This is a genomic window from Lysinibacillus sp. TE18511 (genome assembly GCF_054062295.1).
The window spans coordinates 103,925-123,472 of sequence record NZ_JBSSFD010000002.1; the positions used below are offsets into that span (position 1 = coordinate 103,925).

The following is a 19,548-nucleotide window of genomic DNA, read 5'->3' on the forward strand; positions in this document are numbered from 1 at the left end:
ATTATCAAAAAGATTAACACTTCACAAAAAAATCCCTTTCACGACCGTGTGAAAGGGTTTCCTATCAAGTTAAGCAATGCGCCTGTAATTGCGCACGCTTTTCTTTTGTTAGACCAAATTCTTGCTCTAAAAATGCTGTCTTTGAGCCAAATCGGTTATCCATCGCATCAAATGCCGCCTGTAAATAATCCTCACGGGCAGACATTAATGCATAAAATTGCTGTAATTCTCGATCATTGTAATCCTGCTGAATTGCCTGAGCCATCTGTTCTACCAAGGACCGTAAATGTATATTTGTATCTAAATAGTCCTCCATGATTGTTTCCTCAGGTACATCTAAAGCGAGCAAAATAAGTGCACCACCGATACCTGTTCGATCCTTTCCTACCGCACAATGATGTACAAGCCCTAAATTTTCAGGGTTTTGAATCGTTACCATTAACTCCTTAAACGAAGCATTATTAAAAGGCATTTGTGCATAAAATTCTCGGAACATCTCTGGATTTACAACCTTGTAAAAATCATTTCTTCCAGCGTTTGTAGGCATCTCAAAAGCATGATTGCCCTTTGCTGGAATTTGAATATATTTAGCTTGCGGGAAAATCGGATTAGGGTTATTTTGTGCCTCATGGTTGTCGCGATAATCAAAAATTGTTTTCACACCTAGCGTTCCAAAAAGCTCCTTATCTGCTTTCGTCATTTTGCCAAGCGCGGCTGAACGATAAAACAAGCCATTCTTTACAGAACGCCCATCTCTCGTCTTATATCCACCCATATCACGAAAATTATGAACAGCCTCAAACGGAATAATCTTCATATCAAACTGTTTCATTCACTGCACCTCCCTCTGTTAATAAACATTCTTATTTATATTCTATATAACAATTCGCTATAATACCAATTTTCGCACTAGGAAATGTCATCAGCTAGTCTCAAGCTGAGTGATGTAAGGTAATATCCGAGCACTTCTTCATCCACCTGAGCACTTTACCTCCCCAACCGAGCAACTATCATTAGATTCACCCAACATCAAAAAAGCTGCCCTTGATAAAGGACAGCTCTAAAATACTTTTCAATATAGTTTATTTAAATAACTCAGGATATGCTGCTTTTGCTACTAGCTCAACAGCTTCACCAATACGTGGACCTGGACGGTTTGAAATATCAGTATCTATATAATAAACCGCTTTGTTTTGAATGGCTGTGATTGAATTCCATCCATCACGTGCAAGAATTTCTCCCACTGAGTTTTCTACATAGCCTACTGTTGTTAAAATGACTTCTGGATTTTTCGCGATGACATCTTCCTCAGATACCTTTGCCCAGCTTTGAACGTCAGCAAATACATTTTTCACATTTGCAGCATTTAAAATCTCTTGTTGGAATGTACCAGAACCAGCTGTATAGATGTCTGGCTTTGGACCAATTTCTAAGTAAATATTTTTTGGTTCTTTTACATCTTTGACTTTTGCCTGGACTTCCGCAATTTTAGCTTTAATATCTTCATTTAACTTTTCGCCTTTATCTTCAATCCCCATGACAGATGCAATTTGTTGGATATCCCCGTAAACATCATCAAATGAAGCAGCCGATTTGATGGCAAAAACTTTAATTCCTACATCTTCAAGAGTTTTTAGCGCATTTAAGTTTTCATCATCATCACCACCAGTTATATAGGCAATAACGACATCTGGCTTTAACGCTAAAATACGCTCACTATTGAATTTTGTAGAATCAGAAACGCGCTCAATTTTTTGTGCTTCTTCTGGATACGTATCATACTCAGTTGCACCAACGATTTTATCGCCAACGCCTAGAGCAAATAAAATTTCTGTATTACTTGGTTGTAATGAAACAATAGTTTTCGGTACTGCATCAAACGCTACTTCTACACCACGATCATCCGTAACTTTATAGCTTGTGCTCTCAGTTTGTTGCTCGTCCTTAGAAACAGTGTCTTTGTTAGCATCCTCTTTTGTGCCGCAGCCTACTAATACGAGTGCTAACATTAATACAGAAAGCCATTGTAGATTAAACAATTTCTTCATTTCATTGATTCTCCTTTTTCTTTTTCATTGGGTATGACTTACTAATAAACGGTATTTCAGCAATACCAGCGCGCTGATTCATATAGACAGCCATAACAAAAAATATATTGGCTAGTAATCCTAAATAATCAAATAGAATAGCTGGTACTTCCCGTTCCTCAGAAACTTTGTGTAGAATACGGTATGATTTTTTCGCCTCACTACGACATACATGTAATGCAGCAGCAGCCTCTGTTCCTTGCGGTAATACAAAATTCTGAATCTCATCTTTCACATGACTAACATAAAAATCATAACGAACACTAAGCCACGCTAAATCATCTTCAGTTACTGCTAATTTCCCTCGGACGGAGCCATTTACATGGTAAGCCATTGGCAAAATAGCTAATAAATCATCTGCCACTACCCTTACTGTCTCTTTATTTACTGCTACTAAAGCGACACCCATATGTGTTGTAAGACTATCTGTTCGAATTTCAAAATCTACTGTTGATGCCTTTTCACGCATAAATGGATAGCAAGAATAACGTGCATCTTTTTTCAAATCTAGTCCCCGCTTTCCTTCGTGAAAAATTCTTACTAAAAGTGAGTATACATAAAAAAACGTCGACCCTACTCCTAAGGGACGACGAAAATAGCATAAATAGTGTCGCATAGACACGACAAAGCCTATGTATTTGCCGCATATCCTCCTAGCTTCCGAAGAGTATCTATACGTTCAAATAAAGGTCGGTCTCCTGGCTTGTACATCCAATCATGTCATGAGTCATAAAAACTTTCCCATCCGATATTCCGACAGTGGTATATCTTTTATGATTCCTGTACTTACAGTTGCGGAAACAGCTTCGGTCTTTCACCGAATTCCCAATTATGCTTGTTAACACCTTTATTTTGCAAGAATAATTCACTTGTAAAGCAGTTTAACACATATTGATAGGAAAAAATAGCTTTGAAATGAACGGAAAACACATGAATACGAACAATAGTAAGCCTATTTCTACATAGCTATACAAAATGATTCTCTAATCTATATTCAAGAGATTTATAGTTATGGCTCTTCAACTTGACTGCACATTCTGCGAGGGAACGCTCTCTGCAAACGTATCCTCCCTCCACACTAGGTGCTATCATCAGCATACTTCTTTAATCAAGAACAGATTCTAGTATTGATTCAAAGTTTTATAAAATTTTTTCAATAGCTTGCTCAACATCTAGCTGTGAATCTGTAGGTTCAAAGCGGGCAACTGTCTTACCATTTGTATCTATTAAAAATTTCGTAAAGTTCCAGCGAATATTACGACCGTCTAAAAAACTAGGCGCAATTTGGATAATTGCTTCCGCTAACATTTTTTCCTGCATACTTGCCTTGCCAAATTCGCGATAATCTATCTCGTGCTTTAAATAATTGAATAATGGGTGTGTCGTATCTCCATTTACCTGCACCAGTTCAAAAATTGGGAATGTTACACCATAGTTGATTTTACAAAGGTGAGTAGTTTGTTCGCCATCCTCAGGATTTTGATTATCGAATTGATCACAAGGAAAACCTAAAACGACAAAATTATCCTTCCCATATTTATCATACATTTTTTGTAAGTCTTCAAATTGATATGTAAAACGGCACTTGTTTGCTGTATTAACGATTAACAGCGTTTTTCCTCGATAAGTTTCCATTGATAATATCTCACCGTTTGGCTTCTTGACTAAATAATTATAAATGCTCATTGTTTAACTCCTTTTATTTTTTCCTATTTGTCAGGTGTGGTGATGGGCCTTAAAAATAGGCATACGTTAGCACAAAAAATCCTATTATCGGTCAATAATAAACCTATATTTTCCTACTCAGCACGCCTGATATATTATAAACTATTTCTCTATTAACGAAAGAATTTTCACAAAAAAAATAGCCATTCCACGTCTTTAATGGATGGCTTTCATATATTTCTTTTTGTATTTAACATCTTTTTCTTCCGCAATTAAACGCTCCGCAATTTTTAATAGCTTCGGGTCTTTCGTTTCATCAAATAGCTTTTTAAAAGATACAATAATATCATAGCGCATTAATGCCGGTTGCTTTTCGTCTAAGCATGTTTGAAATCTTTTTGCCAAATATGAAACGACTAAATCTCTTTGTACCTGCCCCGCTAAACCTATTTTCCAAATTGCCTGCAAAGTAAGTCTCGCCGTTTCTGTTTTTTCATCATACGTCACTGCCCAAATCTTTAAGAAATCCTCTAATACTCTCTCTTCTGGATCACTTTTTGCTGCCAATGCGCATAAAAATTGTGCCGCGCTTGCACGAACATGCCCATTTTTGTATGTAAGAGCCTGAATAAGTTGTTCCCAAACTGCATATGTCCAATCAACTGGTTCCTGCATTATTTTCATCAATTCTTCGAAAGATTCATATTGAATATCGCGGTCACGTTCTGTTAAATTACTAAAAAGTTGCATAATCCCTTTTTCCATGATTCATCCCTACCTTTATTGTTTCAGACCGTAATAATATTTTTATGTTTTATGGTACACTAAACTTACTTTGCGCAAAGAAGGTGAGTTTATGAATAAAATTAATTCTAGGAAACTGATTTTTAGAATGATTATGATTATTACTTTAATTGTAGCTGCATATTTTATTATCCCAGTTTCCGTTCCCGTTATATTAGCTGGTGTTACTGCATTTTTTTTAGAGCCAATTGTTATGTTCTTTAAACGGCGATGGAAAATGTCTCGAAAAATTGCAGTTGCGTTTATTTATATAGTGAGCGTTATTTTAATTTCCATCATTTGCTATTTTACTATTACACAACTTATGTCGCAAATAATTTCAATTTCAAAGCAAGCTCCCTATTATATTTCAAAACTATCAGAAATGTGGCTTAGTATGCAAGAAAACATTTCTAAATACACAGAAGACTTCCCTCCTGAAGTAAGTGCCTCGCTTCAAAATACAACAATGGATTTCATAAAGAAAATCGAAGAATCTTTTTTAAACTTTTTTAATTATACTAAAGTTACAGCCTTCTTTGCTGAAATCCCAAGCCTATTTATCAGTCTTCTTGTTTATACGATTGCTCTATTTTTATTTATGTTAGATTTACCCAAGTTAAAACAGATCACCTATAAATATTTAAAGCCTAGCACTGCAAATAAATTGAAAATCGTCGCGAATCGTTTAAAGGATGCTATTTTCGGCTATATGAAGGCACATTTACTCGTTAGCTTTATTATCGGGGGCGTCACACTTATTGGGCTGTTACTAATCCAACCAAAATACGCAATAACGATGACAATTATTATATGGCTAATTGATATTATTCCTTTTCTCGGTTCTATTATTATTTTGGCACCATGGGGGCTTTATCACCTATTAGTAGGAAATATATCTATAGCTGTAAAATTATTCATCCTAGCTGCTATTTTACTCATTATTCGTCGAGTAGTCGAGCCTAAATTAATGGGTCACCATATCGGTTTATCAACTTTACCTACATTAATTGCCATGTTTATTGGTCTTCAGTTATTTGGTGTGATCGGTTTACTCGCAGGACCTTTTGTCATTATTTTCTTTATTGCATTAAAAGAAACAGGTATTATCAAGCTGAATTTTAAAATATAGCATTTTATCTAAACATCAATTCAATCATCCTCAAACAAAAAAAGGTCATCTTTGTATTTTTTCTTTACAAAGATGACCTTTTTGTCATTTCAATCGTCTATATAATGTAAGGCTTATTGAATACGACCGAAGCCTACTAAATATTGATTCCACCAATCAAGTGATTCAATGACAACACCTTTATTTTGAGCATCAATCATCGTGTTGTTACCTAAGTAAATACCTACATGCGCTACGCCTGAACCATAGCTGAAGAATACTAAGTCACCTACACGTGCTTCGCTTGCTGAAATACGTTGTGTTGCTGAATATTGTTGTGATGCTGTACGCGGTAAAGATACACCTGCTTGCTTGTAAGACCATTGTACAAGACCTGAGCAGTCAAATCCTGTCGATGGGTTGTTGCCGCCCCAAACATAGCTAGTGCCTAGGAATTGTTTCGCAGTGGAAATAGCATCACCTGAAGATGCAGTACCTGAGCCAGACCCAACAACGACTTTTTGTGAATTACCTTTGTTACCTTTGTTATCATTGTTACCATTGTTACCGTTGTTGTCATTGTTAGCATTGCTGTCATTGCTAGCATTGCTGTTTGTTGCTTGTACAACTGGAGTAACTGCTTGAAGTGCACGTAAACGAGCTGCTTCTTCCTCTGCTTTTTTACGTTCTTCTTCTAAACGTTCTTCTTCTTGTTTCGTTGCAATTTCTGCCTTTAATGCAAGAGATTTTGCTTCGTTTTCAGCTTTTTTTACTTCCATTTCGCTTTCCTTTTGTTGAAGCTCTTGGAATTGCTTTTGAAGCTCTTTTTGTTTTTCATCTAAAGTTGCTTTTTGTTTCTCTAAGTTAGCCTTATCTGCTTCTTGTTGATCTACTAATTCTTGGTCGGCATCCATTAATGTTTTTACCGCTACGACACGGTCCATTAAATCTGCAAAGCTTTTTGATTCAAGAACAACATTTAAGTAAACACCCACAGTGTCATCTTGCGCTTGATACGCAGCCATACGCTCACTTAAAATTTTTGAACGTTGCTCAATACGCTTTTCAGTTTCTGTAATATCTGCATCAACGTCTTTAATATCTGTTTGTACTTTGTTAAATACTTTTACTTTTTCATCGATCTCTTTTTGTAAATTTGTTAATTCTTCTTGTAGCTTTTTAACTTCTGTATCTATTTTAGCTTTCTTATCAATCATTTGTTGAGATGTTTCTTCTGCGTGCACTTCTGTCGGTTGAACTGTGTTAAATAATAAGCCACCAGCTAGCGCTAATGCTAGCACCATCGACTTACGCCATTTATTGCGCTTACCCACGTTACTTCTTTCCCTTCATTAGTCAATTTCGCTCTTGGAGTTTTAATGTAATCAATTGAACGATTTATTTTGTAATTTCTTATATTTATATTAGCCTTTTAAAGTTTAGCATTATCAGCACAACTTTTATACTATTTCACACCTATTTAATCGTTTAGTAAAACTCGAAATATATTTGTAACATTCGTGTAAAATCTAAAATATTCTACAAAATACCGTTTCTTTCTACAAAATATCATTTTCAGCTACTTTCCTATTAGATTCACTCACTAATTTGTAATGTTTTTGTAATATTTCTCGACAACGTTTTGAACATAAAAAAAGGTAAGGGAACATCTCCCCTACCTATTGCTTCATAGAACGTAACGCTTGAATAGAAAGCCGAACTAACAGAATAGCACACAAAAATAAACCTATGTATGCAGCTGTATTTAAGTAAACGGCGTATGAATCGTGAATAAATTGTGAGATTGCTAAAAGTGCTACAGAAATAATGCCAAAGGTAATACCAACGAGAAGTAAGACCAAACGGGAAAACAGATTTGTAATAAAACGAGCATTATGCTCATCCGAAAAAACATCGTGATGTAAAATAATTTTTCCGCTCTCTACTCGTTGAATAAGCTGATCAACCCGTCTTGGCATTTTGCGTAATGTCGGAATAAGCATTGATAGTTCTTCTTGCAAGCGTTCCTTTGTTGCCATCGGTTCTTTAAATGGCTTTAGGAGAGATGCCCGCATATACGTGGATGAAAAATCTTTCGCTTCCATAAAAATATCAAAACGCGAATCAATTACACGTAATGTCCCATCCAATGTTACTAATGATCGTAACGCTAAACCTACTGCGGGATAGAAAGCAAGACCGAAATCACGGACAACCGTAAATAACGCATGTATTAATTCTTCTGTTGGAATTCGATCCACGTAAGAAATTTTCAACAAAATTTGATCAATGGCTTGCTCCATCTTTGCACGCTCTGCATGATCAGCATTTTCAACCAATAGTGTTAGACCATCATATAAAATATTTGAATCATTTAGCTGAATCCCCATTAAAAATAGCTTTAAGCCCTCTTGTTGTGTAGCCCCCAAACGACCAACAGCCCCAAAATCAAGGAGGATTGGTGTACCATCCTTCTCATCAATATGAATATTTCCCGGATGTGGGTCTGCATGAAATATACCCGAAAAAAGCATCTGCTCAAAGAAGGAATATAAAACAGTACGCGCAAACTGCCTACGATCAATTTCTAAACTATTAAAAACAGCCGCACCATCTGCAACACTTTTCCCCCGTACGTATTCCATGACAATAATATTTTCATCACAATATGCTGTATAGATTTTAGGAATACGCACCTTATAATCGCTTTTAGCAAGGGCATTAGTCACTTGCAATGTATTCCGAACCTCTATATCTAAATGAATTTCCTCGCGTAATCCATCTGCAAATCCTCTAGCAAGTTCTCGAAAGCCCAGCGATTCAGCCCATGTAGACTTGCTTGTTAGCCAATTAGAAAATTCCTCCAAAATCTCAAGGTCGTCTCGCATGATCCCCTTTATCTCTGGTCGCAGTAGCTTCACCACGACTTCATCATAATTCTTTAATCGCGCCTTATGTACTTGTCCAATAGACGCTGCCGCAATAGGCTCCATTTGAAAACTTGCAAATATCTCATTCACCGGCTTAGGAAGTGAACCTTCTAAAATTTGAGTTACCTGCTCTGACGGTAAAGGCTTCACACGATGCTGCAGCCTCTCCAATTCGTCAATAAAGATAGGTGAAAACAGTTCCTTACGTGTAGAAAGCACCTGACCAAATTTAATAAATATCCCACCGCATTGCTCCAAAGTAGACCTTAAAGCAATCGCAAGCTCCTTTTCATTTTCTCGTTGTCTTGCGTATTTAATCGTTTGCACAACACCATTTGTCACAGCTATTTTTAACACCTGTCGTAAGCGCTTTTGTTGTCGCCAGTAGCTACGAAGGCGCAACAATAAATTTTTTTGGTCATTACGACGTTCCCCAGCTGTAATACCACTTGGGTCAAAAAGCTCAAAAACAAGGTAGAGCAGCATAGAAATTAGCAGCATGCTACCAAGCCAAATAAGTGTACTGACCTCTGTCACCGTTTGCATCACTGTTTCAGATAAAAAATCTGTATGGCGCAAATAAGAATACCAGTAGACAAAGGATGTCAGCGTCACACTAATAACTACAGAAAGAACCCTACGAACAAAATTGATATTTGAGCCAATTAATCGACCACTTACAAAATAAATAATCCCTGATACGGCAATGATTTGGATTAAAAATTTCAAAAAAATCAACAGCGTCACCTCCGATGCTACTTCCTAATACTGCTAGTATAACAAATTACGATCTGTACTTCTTTTAATATAAAACGAATCCATTTTGAAAAAAGATCTCTCAAAATGGATTCTGTATTTTAAATATCTGTTTTTACAAAAAATTAATCACTCTTGTTACTTACTGTGTCATTCATCGGTTTGCGGCTTTATAATTGCATCTTTTTTCGGCATTGAATCACCATCTATATCTTCAAAAAATAGAGGCAGTCCTTCTGCTAAGACAGGGTGAATAACTTTAGTCGGATCTTGTCTTTGATGATGGATATGTAAATGAGGTTCTGAGGATGAACCGCTATTCCCAACACGCCCAATGACATCTCCTGGCTCTACAGTATCTCCCACTTCAACAGTGACGCTATCTTTTTTCAAATGATTAAGTAAAAGATAAGTGCCTGTTTCTTTTATCTTTATGTACACATAATTCCCTTCTATCGACGTAAAATCTTCTGTCCCTGGTGTAATGTCAGCTTCATCATTTGAAACAGCAACAACAATTCCAGAAACCGGTGCATTAATTTCCTTATTCCATATTCCGTAATCCTCATTGCTATCACTGTTAATGTTATAAGGCTCCATTACTAAATCATAGGCCCATCTCTCTGATGCCCATACTGCATGAGGTAAATTATCTTTAACATGATTACCACCCCACCCAACAACAGTTTCTTCAGTTAAAGGCCAACCTACAGTTATAGATGGTTGAGTACGTTCAATAGTGTTCGGATAAGCACAAAGAATAATATTCATAGTCATTAAAATTGGAAAGATGAATATGATGTTTATCACTATATTCATAAACCACTTAACACTTCTTTGCTTTTTAACAATTAATATGATTAACATGACAAAATTAATCATCAATCCTATAGCTCCTACTACTGGTAAAATTAATTTAAGTATTGTCCATGAATATACACCGAAAATACCACCAATAAAAAAAGCACTGATCCATAATAATAAAATAAGCGCTATTAACACACCATTTGTATAACCATACTTCCGCAACAATTTTTTAAAAATAAACTCGTTCCTCCCTATGTCAAAATCTTTATCAACAATTCTATTTACTAAATTTAGGCTCATCACCATAACATGTGGTTGATTTCCGTTCCGACTGAGCGCTTTGTTGTTGCTGTCGCTACGCTTTCGCACAGATAAAACATTTGCTGACGCTTCGCTTTCGCACAGAGCAAAGCTTCCTGGGGGCGTCCGATGAGCCGCTTCACTCGCGTTGCTCGCTCCAGGGTCTCGGGCCTACACGATGTAGGTCACGAAGGCGTTATCACAGGACGTGATGCTCTTAGCCTTCGTTCCTCTTTCGCTGATCCCCAAGGAGTCGCCCAGTCTCCACTCCAATCAACTTATATCAATTTCGCCTTGGCGTAATTGCGTCCGGATTTTGAATTGTGCTCGCACAATTCATTCCTTTGAAAATCCGTGACATCCGCCGGAGGCTTTATCTTCATTCAGTAGGGGGTATGGAACCTATTGACAGGGAACCACATCCGTATTTATCTCACTACCTTCAGAGGTAGGAGTCTTCTACTGAATGAAGATAAAAGGCATACGTTTTAGCAAATGCTATACACAACTTTCGGTGATCATTCTAAATATATCAATTTAAGGATAAGATGCCCATAAGACCTCAGACGTAGGTGTAGTAAGCAATAAAAAAATACCTTTAGACAAAAATTATCTAAAGGTATTAAGCATTGACAGGTTTTTAAGTGGACACTAGCACTGTACCGTTAATCATTGTATTCATTTCTTTAATTTTCGATATAGCTTGTAAGAAGTTCTGTCAGTTCACAGCATCCTTTAATTTGTTGAAAGGACCTTCTCCCAATCTATTGTGCCATTTTTAACTTGTTCCCGTTTTTCTTTATTCATAATATCATTTGGACGTCCACCGTTTGGCCAATCTTTATCATGATTAGCCCATTCAGGTCGATCCTGCGATAAAATATAGGCTGCTAAATCAGCGGCATCTTGATCTGTCAAAGTTCCAGCTGCTCCAATTGGCATATTGGTTTTAATGTAGCCAGCCATTTTTGACATACGTGCCATACCCGCTCCATCATTAAATGAATTTTCACCCCATAATGCCGGACCTGTATTAGCACCAGTACCTGAACCATCAACTGCATGGCAAGTAATACAAGACTGGGCATATAACTCTTCACCGTTCGTTACGTCCGGTATAGGAACGTTTTTCATAGTACTTGTACCTGCCCATTCACGCTCCGCTCCAATAGGTACACCTTCTGAAATATAGGTGAAGTATGAGACCATAGCTTCTAACTCTTCGCTGTTCATGTCAAATTTTTTACCGTTCATACTACGAACCATACAACCATTAATACGCTCTTCAATCGTTACAACATCTCCTGATCGTGCAATATATTGCGGATAATTCGCTGTAACACCAACTAATGACGCAGCTTGCTCATCATTGCCTGCTCCTGCATGACAGCTTGTGCAAGACAATTGATTCCCAACATATTCATCTGCAGCAACATGTGTATTATTGACAAGCTCATAGCCATTTAATATCGTTTCTTTCATAGGTCCATCTGGTACTTCTTCAATACTCGGCGGTGCATAGACAGCTGACTGAGCAGCTGCTGTTGTTGGTATTTTTGTCTGTTCTGCGGCTTCTTTGCTTTCTCCGTTAGCATCACCTAAAATTTTATCACTAATGACTGCCCCTACAAAAAGTGTACCTGCTAATAATACTGTCCCCGCTACTCCTGCTACTATAGGTTTCATCTACAATACCCCCCTTTGTATAATCACCTACATTTTAGCAAAACAGCATATTTTTCGATGTGATTTTCCTCACACCTCGCGCAAATAGAACCATTCAGATGATAAAAATGGATAAATTTTGTAGTAATTATTGTTATATAACACAATAAACACAACTTAATACCTGTTGCAGTATGTATAATTTCCTCCAAAAATGCCGAGCACAGCATCGTACCCGGCATTTTAGAATTCCTTTATAATTTACATTCACCATCAGCACAAGTAGCTTCACCGCCGCCTACCATCTTTAATACCGGCCGAATACCCGCTATCTCTGCCGCTTGATGCAAAGTTCGTACGAAAACCTCATTCGGCTCCGCCCCTTTAATTCCGTAACGATTTTCAAAAACAAAGAACGGTACACTTTGTACACCTAGCTGTCGGGCATCATATCGATCCTTATCTAAATCTTCACTGAAGTCCTTTGATGAAAGAACACTCTTCGCTATTTCAACATCTAAGTCTAAATCTTTTATGACCGTTAATAAAAATGTATCCTCATTTAATTCTTTTCCTTCTGTAAAATAGCCACTCATAAGCGCTTCTGTATAAGCTCCCTCTTTGTCAAACTGCTTTGTCCACTTTGCCAATCGATGAGCTTTTTCAGTATGCGCTGTTTTCATATTTTGAAAATTGTAATGTAACCCAACCTCTTCAGCACGCTTTGCTATACCCTCAGTTAGTTCCTTTACTTCTTCTAAAGTTGAATCATATTTTACAGCCATACTCTCATATAAAGTTGGCGCATTTTGCTTAGGCGTATCTAAACCAATTTGATATGCTTTGTATTCAATTTCTACTTGCCCTGTATAACCTGCTATGTCAATAGCACGTTCTAATTCTCGTTTGCCAATGTAGCAGAACGGACATGTAAAATCCGAGAAAACCTCAATTTTCATTTACTACAACCCCCTACAATATATCCATCCAAATTTTAATGGCCGTTGCTAAAATAAGCACCGCTAAACTGCCTTGTAAAACTTTTGTATTTAATTTTTTGCCTGCTTTTGCACCTAATGGGGCTGCTATTAAGCTAGCTACAATCATAATGAATGCAGGATAGTAATCAACTTGACCCGTCATCAATTTTCCAATTGTCCCACCTATTGAGGATATAAAGGTAATAGCAAGGCTTGTAGCGATTGTCATACGTGTTGGTATCCCTAATATCACTAGCATTATAGGTACTAACAAGAAGCCACCAGCTGCCCCAACAATCCCCGACCCAATACCAACAATAAACGCTAATATGGCCGCTATTGGCTTATTGAACGTCACTTCATCCAACGGCTTGTCGTCAATTTGCTTCTTAGGAATAAACATCATCACCGCGGCAATCAATGCCAACACACCATAAACGACGTTAACCCCCGCTTCTGATAAAAATTTGGAGCCATAACTACCAACGAAGCTTCCTACTAATATGGCACCACCCATATAAATAATCAGTGATTTATTTAAATAGCCACCTTTTCGATATGCCCATACCCCAGCAATAGAAGCAAAAAATACTTCTACTGCACTAATACCTGATACCTCATGTGCCGAAAATGCAGCAAAACCAAATAAAGGCGGGATATATAATAACATTGGATATTTTATAATCGCCCCGCCAATCCCTAGCATTCCCGATACATATGAACCCACAAAGCCAATCAAAAATATTGTAATGACCCATGCTAAATCCATCTTTTTTCCTTCTTTCTAGCCACTCATCCCTACCAATATCAAATGAAAGGAGGGTTGTTCTAAACTTCAAACCGAAGAAACAACCCTCACTAGCCTTAAGCTTTTTGAATAAAGAATGTAATAACACCAGCTTCTTCACATTTATCTAAAATTGCATGACCGCCAGCTTTTGCCCAAGCAGGGATATCCGCCAAAGATCCCTTATCTGTTACTTGAACCTCTAAAATTTCACCTGAAGCCAATGTATCGATAGCTTTTTTTGTTTTCACTATAGGCATTGGACAAGATAAGCCCTTTGCATCTAATTGTAAGTTTGATTTCATATTTTTCTCCTTTGGAACAGCAAAGGTTGTAAACCATTTTGCCGGTTCTAATTGTTTTCACACGACTTTACAAAAATAAGATATAACATACTATCGAACTGCACAGCGATTCGGACCAATTTCCATCTCTGTTTGCTCATCTTGCGCAGGGGTCAGCTTCCCCATATTTACTTGACGAATTTCTTGATAGGCATTTGGCTGCGGAGGCAAATGATCTGTCACAATGCTACGGAAATTAACTGCATCTTTAATATTTAAACCGTGATTTTCTGCAAATAATTGCCCAAGACGTTTTGCAACAGTCCCATCTCCATTTAATTCATCAATAATCATAAAATGAGCCGGTAAAACAATAAGTTCATCCGATAATTCTCTATATCGCTTGTAAAGTGTTTCGCGCAAATCACCCACCCAATCTTCAGCAAGACCCGCTAAATCAGGGCGTCCAATTGAATCAATAAATAAAATATCTCCGGTTAATAAATACTTGTTGTCCACAACGAATGACGTTGAACCAATTGTATGACCAGGTGAATAAATCGCTCCTACATCAATTTGGGATGCGCCAATTTGGACAGTTGTTCCATCAATTAAAGGTGCATAGTCAAACACAACCTCTTCTGCATCTTTTGGCGGTAAATAATACGTTGCACCCGTTGCAGCTGCGATATGGCGTCCACCAGATATATGATCCGCATGCAAATGTGTATCATATACATATTTAATTTTTACGTTTTTATCATCTGCAAAGCTTGTGAATGCGTCTGTAAAACGCACAGCATCGATAATAGCCGCTTCGCCACCAGAGATGACCATATAAGAAAGACAGCCCTTCCCTAAACGAACAAATTGATAAAGCTCACCACCACCTGTTAAATCCCCCACTTTAATCGGTTCTAAATATTCACTCCACGTTTTCATTCCACCTGCTAAATAAGCAACTGTACGTCCTGCTTCTGATAGCATCTCAGCTACCATCATCGATGATCCTTCTTTCGCACAAACGACTAACACATCTTTATCCGTTGGAATCTTCGGTAAAATATCCTCGACACCATCTAAAAGCTCAAAATACGGAATATTAAGATACTCAAATTTACGCCCATCAATTTTCCAATCTTCGAATGCATCCGCATTTCGAACATCTAAAATAAATAACTCCTCATTGTTAATTACTTTTTCCGCCACTTGGGCTGCGCTCCATTTTAGAACTGACACTTCACTTACCCCCCGCAGTATTATTCTATTGATTTTTTTAGCGGGTGTTTGGATACCCGCTAAAAGAAGTTAAATTAGAATGTTAATGATGGTGCTGCATCTTTAGCAAACTCCAAGAATGTCACTGCTCCCCCAACTTCGATACCATCAATAAAATCCTCTGTCGTTAAACCCATTACATCCATCGTCATTTGACACGCGATAAATTTCACGCCTAATTCCTGTGCCAATTCCACTAATTGCGGAATTGCTGGTACATTGGCTTTCGCAAATCCTTCTGCATAATGCTCCGCCCCCGCAGGCATCGGCAATGCATACATTCCTTGTTTATGAATTAAATTCAACCCTTCGAATGTGAAGAAAATAGCCACTTCTTTCTCTGAAGCTGCCGCTGCCGTTGCAATATTAAACACCTTATACGCATCAAAAAGACCACCGTTACTTGCAATTATCGCTACTTTATTTGACATAATAAAATTCCTCCTAAATGTTTTTTATTAAAGTGCCCTTCCAGGATGTCATACCTGGCAGAACGTTATATACCTTCGCAAAGCCATGTGCCGAGAGCCTTTGTGCAGCTAAATCACTGCGCTTCCCAGTTCGACAAATAATATAAATCTCTTGCTCTGTATCTAGCTCAGAAAGGCGTGCCTCCAGCTCCCCCATCGGTATAGACTTTGCTCCCTCAATATGACCAAAAGCAAACTCTACCTCCTCACGCACATCAAGAATTACCCCTCCTCTTTTCGTGACTTGCTCTAACTCAATTGTGTGTTCAAACGTTTTTTCATCCAACATGTCATTTGAACATTTACGAATGTAATGCTTAAGCACATTTTCCTCTTCCACTGTCCCAATATATTGGTGACCCACAGTTTCAGCCCATGCGGCAAGATCCGCCTTTGAACCTTTATCTGTTGCTAACACCTCTAGAATTTGACCATCCACTAACTCAGCCATCACCTTCTTTGTTTTAACAATCGGCATCGGACAAGAAAAACCTTTGGCATCCAGCTGAAAATCTACCTTAATACTCATAACTTCCGCCCCCCCTCTATACCTACACGGGTATTGTTTTTGCTAAAAAAATATAGCAAACTCTACAGATTCCCTTACTTTACTTCACCTTCCCAAGCGAGCATACCACCTACCATATTAGATACATCAAAACCTTGGCTTTCTAAAAATCGAGTAGCATTACCACTGCGACCACCAGATCGACAGACTATAACATATGGTTTATTTTTATTCAGCTCATGCATCCGAAATTCAAGTAAGCCTAGTGGAATATGAATGATACCCGGAATATGTCCTGACTCCACTTCGTCTAATTCACGTACGTCAATTAAATTTAATGCCTGACCTCGCTCTATAGTTTGTTGTACTTCCTTTGCTAAAGTCTCTTTCATGCTATTCTCCTCCTAATATGCGCTCATGCCACCACGGACATTTGTTACACGCTCAAAACCTTGTTTTTTCAATCGCTTACACGCCTGACTACTACGCATGCCACTTTGGCAAATCACAACTATTTCTTTATCTCTCGGTAATTTATCAAAGCTAGAGCCGAGCGGTATATTTTTAAATTGCAGTATATTGCGCCCCTTATATTCGGCTGGTGTGCGTACATCGATAAAAACTTTATCCTTGTCATTCAGTATATTTTTCAATTGTGCCGCTGAAATTGTCTTTACCCCTTTCGTTGGCTTCATTCGCCACACAAAGAACGCTATTACAACAGCAAGTATCACCCATGTTCCCAAGTAGTATCGCCTCCTTCCCATACGATTAAGGGTATATAAAATTTATCTACTTTTCACGACTAGATCCATTGCCTCCTGGATGACTTCATTCATCTTTTCAGCATCCCCTTCAGCAGTCGATACACAATCCAATAAATTTTCACTAACAATAACTCCAATAGTCCGATCAACCGCAGAACGCACGGCAGATAGCTGTGTAATCACATCTTTACAGTTTTTTTCTTCTTCCATCATGCGTAAGACACCGCGCAGTTGACCTTCTATACGCTTCACTCGATTAGCTGTTTTTGTACCGTAAGCCATACCGTTCACGCCCCTTTCAAAACGATTGATTGCACTCGCTTACGAGATTTATAATATACCCCATTAGGTATATTGTCAACGGGAAAGCTTGGACTTTTTGAAGCGCACAATCTGGAGAGTTCTTGTTCTATCTGTCGCTCCGCTACTTCTATCCGCTCTGAAGATTCTATCCGTCACCTTGCCACTTCTATCCGCCGCTCAACATCCCCAACAAAAAAATCCCTGCCATGAGTCGTTACTCATAACAGGGAAATTCATCATTATTATTTTGCTAGCTGCATTGCTGGACCAAAGAATTCATAATGAATTTTTTCGTCTTTCACGCCAATTTCATGTAACTTTTTAATAACTGCTTCCATAAAACCAACAGGTCCACAAACGTAAACATCTGTATTATTGGCTACTTTTTCAGCTAATAATTCTGTTGTGATCAGTTTATCTTCATCTGAATATAACGCTGTATAAGTTGCATTTGGCAGTGCATTCACTTTCCCTTGAATATCATCACTAAATGCCACTACTTTTTCATTGCGCGCACATTGGATAAAGTTCACTTCATTAGCCGCATCATCTTTCAATGATTGCAACATACTGTTTAATGGTGTTACACCGATACCGCCACTAACAAATGTAATTGGAGCAGCAGTTTCTTCTAAAACAAATAGCCCTGCTGGAGCACTTACATCTACTAAATCTCCAACTTGTAATACGTCGTGAATAAAGTTTGATACTTTACCATTTGGTGTATGATCGCTTTCACGCTTCACTGAAATTCGATAGCCCTCTTTTGCACTCGCTTGTGAGAGTGTATATTGACGATTCATTAAATATTCTTCGCCTGGTACTTTCACACGGATACTGATATATTGACCAGGCTCATAAGTTGGTAGAGGGGAACCATCTTCATTTTCAAAGTAAACAGATGTTACAAGATCACTTTCTACTACTTTTTTCGCCACTTTCAACGGTTTAAATAAGCGCCATCCGCCATTACCCTCAGCTTTTTGATAGAGCTCTTCTTCTACTTGAATGAAGATATCCGCAATGACACCATATGCTTCAGCCCAAGCATTAATAATGTCATCTGTTGCCGCATCACCTAGCACTTCTTTAATCGCTTTTAGTAAGTTTTCTCCTACTATTGGATAGTGCTCAGGTAAGATACCTAGACTACGGTGTTTATGGGCAATTAACATAACCGCTGGTAAAATAGCTTCTAAATTTTCAATATGAACTGCAGCAGCATAAACTGTGTTTGCTAACGCTGTTTGCTGACGACCTTGTTCTTGGTTTGTATGGTTAAAAATATTTAATAATTCTGGATGAGCTTGAAACATATTTTTGTAAAACGTCTTCGTAATCTCCACTCCGTGAACTTCTAATACAGGAACTGTCGCTTTAATAATTTGTACTGTTTCTTGTTTTAACATATCGCATACCATCCTTTCGTGATTACAATATAACGCTATCAATCCTTTAAAGCAATATATAAAATACATCTTTAACAAAATGGACATAATTAATGTATTTTAAATACATCTTTAAAAAAGTATTGAATTTATTATACTTCAATGTAAAAATGCTATAATTATTTTGAACTATAGAAAGTAGGGTGTTCTTATGCGCTTAACTTTATACACAGATTATTCTCTTCGAACACTCATATATTTGGGTGCGAAGGATGAAGGCCAATTATCAACGATCCAAGAAATTTCGGATGCTTATAATATATCGAAAAACCACTTAATGAAGGTGACACACCAACTTGGGTTATTAGGCTATATTGAAACGATTCGTGGGCGCGGTGGCGGTATACGTCTAGCAATTGATCCAACAACTATCACAATTGGTGAAATAGTACGTCATACAGAAGAGGATTTTCATCTTGTCGAATGCTTTGATAAAGAAAATAATTTATGTAAAATTGCTCCAGAATGTCAGCTGAAGGGCGTATTATACGAAGCACTACAGGCCTATTTAGCCGTCCTGGATCGCTATACACTTGATGATTTTTTACATTCGAAAGAAAAGTTGATGGCACTGTTGCTTGGCGAATAAAAATACCCGCACAACTCAAAGTTGGACGGG

Annotated in this window: 22 protein-coding genes and 1 riboswitch; of the genes, 2 read left to right on the forward strand and 20 right to left on the reverse strand. The window is 37.7% G+C overall.

Going from position 1 to position 19,548, the window contains the following annotated elements; genetic code table 11:
• Positions 1-64: 64 nt before the first annotated feature.
• The 5 genes from ACVWXS_RS01900 to ACVWXS_RS01920 all read right to left on the reverse strand — a co-directional run bounded on the left by ACVWXS_RS01900 (position 65) and on the right by ACVWXS_RS01920 (position 4,517).
• The gene (locus ACVWXS_RS01900; protein WP_456955631.1) at positions 65-832 is read right to left on the reverse strand and encodes a tyrosine-protein phosphatase; all 768 of its coding nucleotides are present in this window, start codon (positions 830-832) and stop codon (positions 65-67) included.
• 250 nt (positions 833-1,082) lie between these two features.
• Positions 1,083-2,048 carry an ABC transporter substrate-binding protein gene (locus tag ACVWXS_RS01905; RefSeq protein WP_368637547.1) on the reverse strand — a complete coding sequence of 322 codons (966 nt, stop codon included), beginning with the start codon at positions 2,046-2,048 and terminating at the stop codon, positions 1,083-1,085.
• Position 2,049: 1 nt separating this feature from the next.
• Entirely contained in the window at positions 2,050-2,592 is a 543-nt protein-coding gene (locus ACVWXS_RS01910; protein WP_456955633.1) for a hypothetical protein, read from the reverse strand.
• 166 nt (positions 2,593-2,758) lie between these two features.
• Positions 2,759-2,951, reverse strand: a riboswitch (cobalamin riboswitch).
• A 276-nt stretch (positions 2,952-3,227) separates the two neighbouring features.
• Positions 3,228-3,773 (reverse strand): glutathione peroxidase, encoded by a 546-nt coding sequence (locus ACVWXS_RS01915; protein ID WP_368637545.1) that lies wholly within the window; start codon positions 3,771-3,773, stop codon positions 3,228-3,230.
• Positions 3,774-3,968: 195 nt separating this feature from the next.
• Positions 3,969-4,517, reverse strand: coding sequence for a hypothetical protein (locus tag ACVWXS_RS01920; RefSeq protein ID WP_368637544.1), 549 nt, complete (start codon positions 4,515-4,517; stop codon positions 3,969-3,971).
• Between the two features lie 91 nt (positions 4,518-4,608).
• Here ACVWXS_RS01920 and ytvI point away from each other — a divergent pair, with 91 nt between their 5' ends.
• Complete coding sequence (gene ytvI, locus ACVWXS_RS01925; RefSeq protein ID WP_368637543.1) at positions 4,609-5,667, forward strand: sporulation integral membrane protein YtvI; 1,059 nt, start codon at positions 4,609-4,611, stop codon at positions 5,665-5,667.
• A 113-nt stretch (positions 5,668-5,780) separates the two neighbouring features.
• Here ytvI and ACVWXS_RS01930 read toward each other — a convergent pair whose 3' ends face one another.
• The 15 genes from ACVWXS_RS01930 to hmpA form a co-directional block, all read right to left on the reverse strand.
• Positions 5,781-6,980, reverse strand: a complete 1,200-nt coding sequence (locus ACVWXS_RS01930; protein ID WP_456955637.1) for a C40 family peptidase — start codon at positions 6,978-6,980, stop codon at positions 5,781-5,783.
• Positions 6,981-7,325: 345 nt separating this feature from the next.
• On the reverse strand, positions 7,326-9,314 hold the full coding sequence (locus ACVWXS_RS01935) for an ABC1 kinase family protein (RefSeq protein WP_368637541.1): 1,989 nt from the start codon (positions 9,312-9,314) through the stop codon (positions 7,326-7,328).
• Between the two features lie 168 nt (positions 9,315-9,482).
• Positions 9,483-10,445 (reverse strand): M23 family metallopeptidase, encoded by a 963-nt coding sequence (locus ACVWXS_RS01940; RefSeq protein ID WP_456955872.1) that lies wholly within the window; start codon positions 10,443-10,445, stop codon positions 9,483-9,485.
• Positions 10,439-10,582 carry a hypothetical protein gene (locus ACVWXS_RS01945; protein ID WP_456955639.1) on the reverse strand — a complete coding sequence of 48 codons (144 nt, stop codon included), beginning with the start codon at positions 10,580-10,582 and terminating at the stop codon, positions 10,439-10,441. The genes ACVWXS_RS01940 and ACVWXS_RS01945 overlap by 7 nt, the downstream gene beginning before the upstream one ends.
• 592 nt (positions 10,583-11,174) lie before the next feature.
• Positions 11,175-12,125, reverse strand: a complete 951-nt coding sequence (locus ACVWXS_RS01950) for a c-type cytochrome (RefSeq protein ID WP_427420313.1) — start codon at positions 12,123-12,125, stop codon at positions 11,175-11,177.
• Positions 12,126-12,358: 233 nt separating this feature from the next.
• Positions 12,359-13,063 (reverse strand): DsbA family oxidoreductase, encoded by a 705-nt coding sequence (locus ACVWXS_RS01955; RefSeq protein ID WP_456955641.1) that lies wholly within the window; start codon positions 13,061-13,063, stop codon positions 12,359-12,361.
• A gap of 13 nt (positions 13,064-13,076) precedes the next feature.
• Positions 13,077-13,853, reverse strand: a complete 777-nt coding sequence (locus ACVWXS_RS01960; RefSeq protein ID WP_456955643.1) for a sulfite exporter TauE/SafE family protein — start codon at positions 13,851-13,853, stop codon at positions 13,077-13,079.
• A 95-nt stretch (positions 13,854-13,948) separates the two neighbouring features.
• Positions 13,949-14,176 carry a sulfurtransferase TusA family protein gene (locus tag ACVWXS_RS01965; protein WP_368637536.1) on the reverse strand — a complete coding sequence of 76 codons (228 nt, stop codon included), beginning with the start codon at positions 14,174-14,176 and terminating at the stop codon, positions 13,949-13,951.
• Between the two features lie 90 nt (positions 14,177-14,266).
• A complete protein-coding gene (locus ACVWXS_RS01970) occupies positions 14,267-15,394 on the reverse strand; it encodes an MBL fold metallo-hydrolase (protein ID WP_456955645.1) in 1,128 nt (375 codons plus the stop codon).
• 74 nt (positions 15,395-15,468) lie between these two features.
• Positions 15,469-15,864 carry a DsrE/DsrF/DrsH-like family protein gene (locus ACVWXS_RS01975; protein ID WP_427497731.1) on the reverse strand — a complete coding sequence of 132 codons (396 nt, stop codon included), beginning with the start codon at positions 15,862-15,864 and terminating at the stop codon, positions 15,469-15,471.
• Between the two features lie 13 nt (positions 15,865-15,877).
• Entirely contained in the window at positions 15,878-16,432 is a 555-nt protein-coding gene (locus ACVWXS_RS01980) for a sulfurtransferase TusA family protein (protein WP_456955647.1), read from the reverse strand.
• A 74-nt stretch (positions 16,433-16,506) separates the two neighbouring features.
• Positions 16,507-16,803 carry a rhodanese-like domain-containing protein gene (locus ACVWXS_RS01985; RefSeq protein WP_456955649.1) on the reverse strand — a complete coding sequence of 99 codons (297 nt, stop codon included), beginning with the start codon at positions 16,801-16,803 and terminating at the stop codon, positions 16,507-16,509.
• Positions 16,804-16,815: 12 nt separating this feature from the next.
• Positions 16,816-17,178, reverse strand: coding sequence for a rhodanese-like domain-containing protein (locus ACVWXS_RS01990; protein ID WP_456955651.1), 363 nt, complete (start codon positions 17,176-17,178; stop codon positions 16,816-16,818).
• Between the two features lie 21 nt (positions 17,179-17,199).
• Positions 17,200-17,460 carry a metal-sensitive transcriptional regulator gene (locus tag ACVWXS_RS01995; RefSeq protein WP_368637530.1) on the reverse strand — a complete coding sequence of 87 codons (261 nt, stop codon included), beginning with the start codon at positions 17,458-17,460 and terminating at the stop codon, positions 17,200-17,202.
• Positions 17,461-17,723: 263 nt separating this feature from the next.
• Positions 17,724-18,890, reverse strand: coding sequence for an NO-inducible flavohemoprotein (gene hmpA / locus ACVWXS_RS02000; protein ID WP_456955653.1), 1,167 nt, complete (start codon positions 18,888-18,890; stop codon positions 17,724-17,726).
• Positions 18,891-19,080: 190 nt separating this feature from the next.
• Here hmpA and ACVWXS_RS02005 point away from each other — a divergent pair, with 190 nt between their 5' ends.
• Positions 19,081-19,518: an Rrf2 family transcriptional regulator gene (locus ACVWXS_RS02005; protein ID WP_068984961.1), complete on the forward strand. Its 438-nt coding sequence runs from the start codon at positions 19,081-19,083 to the stop codon at positions 19,516-19,518.
• Positions 19,519-19,548: the final 30 nt, after the last annotated feature.

What these genes read in the sequence shown, in the direction of transcription:
- ACVWXS_RS01965 (WP_368637536.1), bottom strand. Translation starts at nt 14,176, where the DNA reads ATGAAATCAAACTTACAATTAGATGCAAAGGGCTTATCTTGTCCAATG.
- ytvI (WP_368637543.1), top strand. Translation starts at nt 4,609, where the DNA reads ATGAATAAAATTAATTCTAGGAAACTGATTTTTAGAATGATTATGATT.
- ACVWXS_RS01985 (WP_456955649.1), bottom strand. Translation starts at nt 16,803, where the DNA reads ATGAAAGAGACTTTAGCAAAGGAAGTACAACAAACTATAGAGCGAGGT.
- ACVWXS_RS01980 (WP_456955647.1), bottom strand. Translation starts at nt 16,432, where the DNA reads ATGAGTATTAAGGTAGATTTTCAGCTGGATGCCAAAGGTTTTTCTTGT.
- ACVWXS_RS01905 (WP_368637547.1), bottom strand. Translation starts at nt 2,048, where the DNA reads ATGAAGAAATTGTTTAATCTACAATGGCTTTCTGTATTAATGTTAGCA.
- ACVWXS_RS01950 (WP_427420313.1), bottom strand. Translation starts at nt 12,125, where the DNA reads ATGAAACCTATAGTAGCAGGAGTAGCGGGGACAGTATTATTAGCAGGT.
- ACVWXS_RS01960 (WP_456955643.1), bottom strand. Translation starts at nt 13,853, where the DNA reads ATGGATTTAGCATGGGTCATTACAATATTTTTGATTGGCTTTGTGGGT.
- ACVWXS_RS01975 (WP_427497731.1), bottom strand. Translation starts at nt 15,864, where the DNA reads ATGTCAAATAAAGTAGCGATAATTGCAAGTAACGGTGGTCTTTTTGAT.
- ACVWXS_RS01940 (WP_456955872.1), bottom strand. Translation starts at nt 10,445, where the DNA reads ATGGTGATGAGCCTAAATTTAGTAAATAGAATTGTTGATAAAGATTTT.
- ACVWXS_RS01955 (WP_456955641.1), bottom strand. Translation starts at nt 13,063, where the DNA reads ATGAAAATTGAGGTTTTCTCGGATTTTACATGTCCGTTCTGCTACATT.
- ACVWXS_RS02005 (WP_068984961.1), top strand. Translation starts at nt 19,081, where the DNA reads ATGCGCTTAACTTTATACACAGATTATTCTCTTCGAACACTCATATAT.
- ACVWXS_RS01900 (WP_456955631.1), bottom strand. Translation starts at nt 832, where the DNA reads ATGAAACAGTTTGATATGAAGATTATTCCGTTTGAGGCTGTTCATAAT.
- ACVWXS_RS01920 (WP_368637544.1), bottom strand. Translation starts at nt 4,517, where the DNA reads ATGGAAAAAGGGATTATGCAACTTTTTAGTAATTTAACAGAACGTGAC.
- hmpA (WP_456955653.1), bottom strand. Translation starts at nt 18,890, where the DNA reads ATGTTAAAACAAGAAACAGTACAAATTATTAAAGCGACAGTTCCTGTA.
- ACVWXS_RS01915 (WP_368637545.1), bottom strand. Translation starts at nt 3,773, where the DNA reads ATGAGCATTTATAATTATTTAGTCAAGAAGCCAAACGGTGAGATATTA.
- ACVWXS_RS01990 (WP_456955651.1), bottom strand. Translation starts at nt 17,178, where the DNA reads ATGGGAAGGAGGCGATACTACTTGGGAACATGGGTGATACTTGCTGTT.
- ACVWXS_RS01995 (WP_368637530.1), bottom strand. Translation starts at nt 17,460, where the DNA reads ATGGCTTACGGTACAAAAACAGCTAATCGAGTGAAGCGTATAGAAGGT.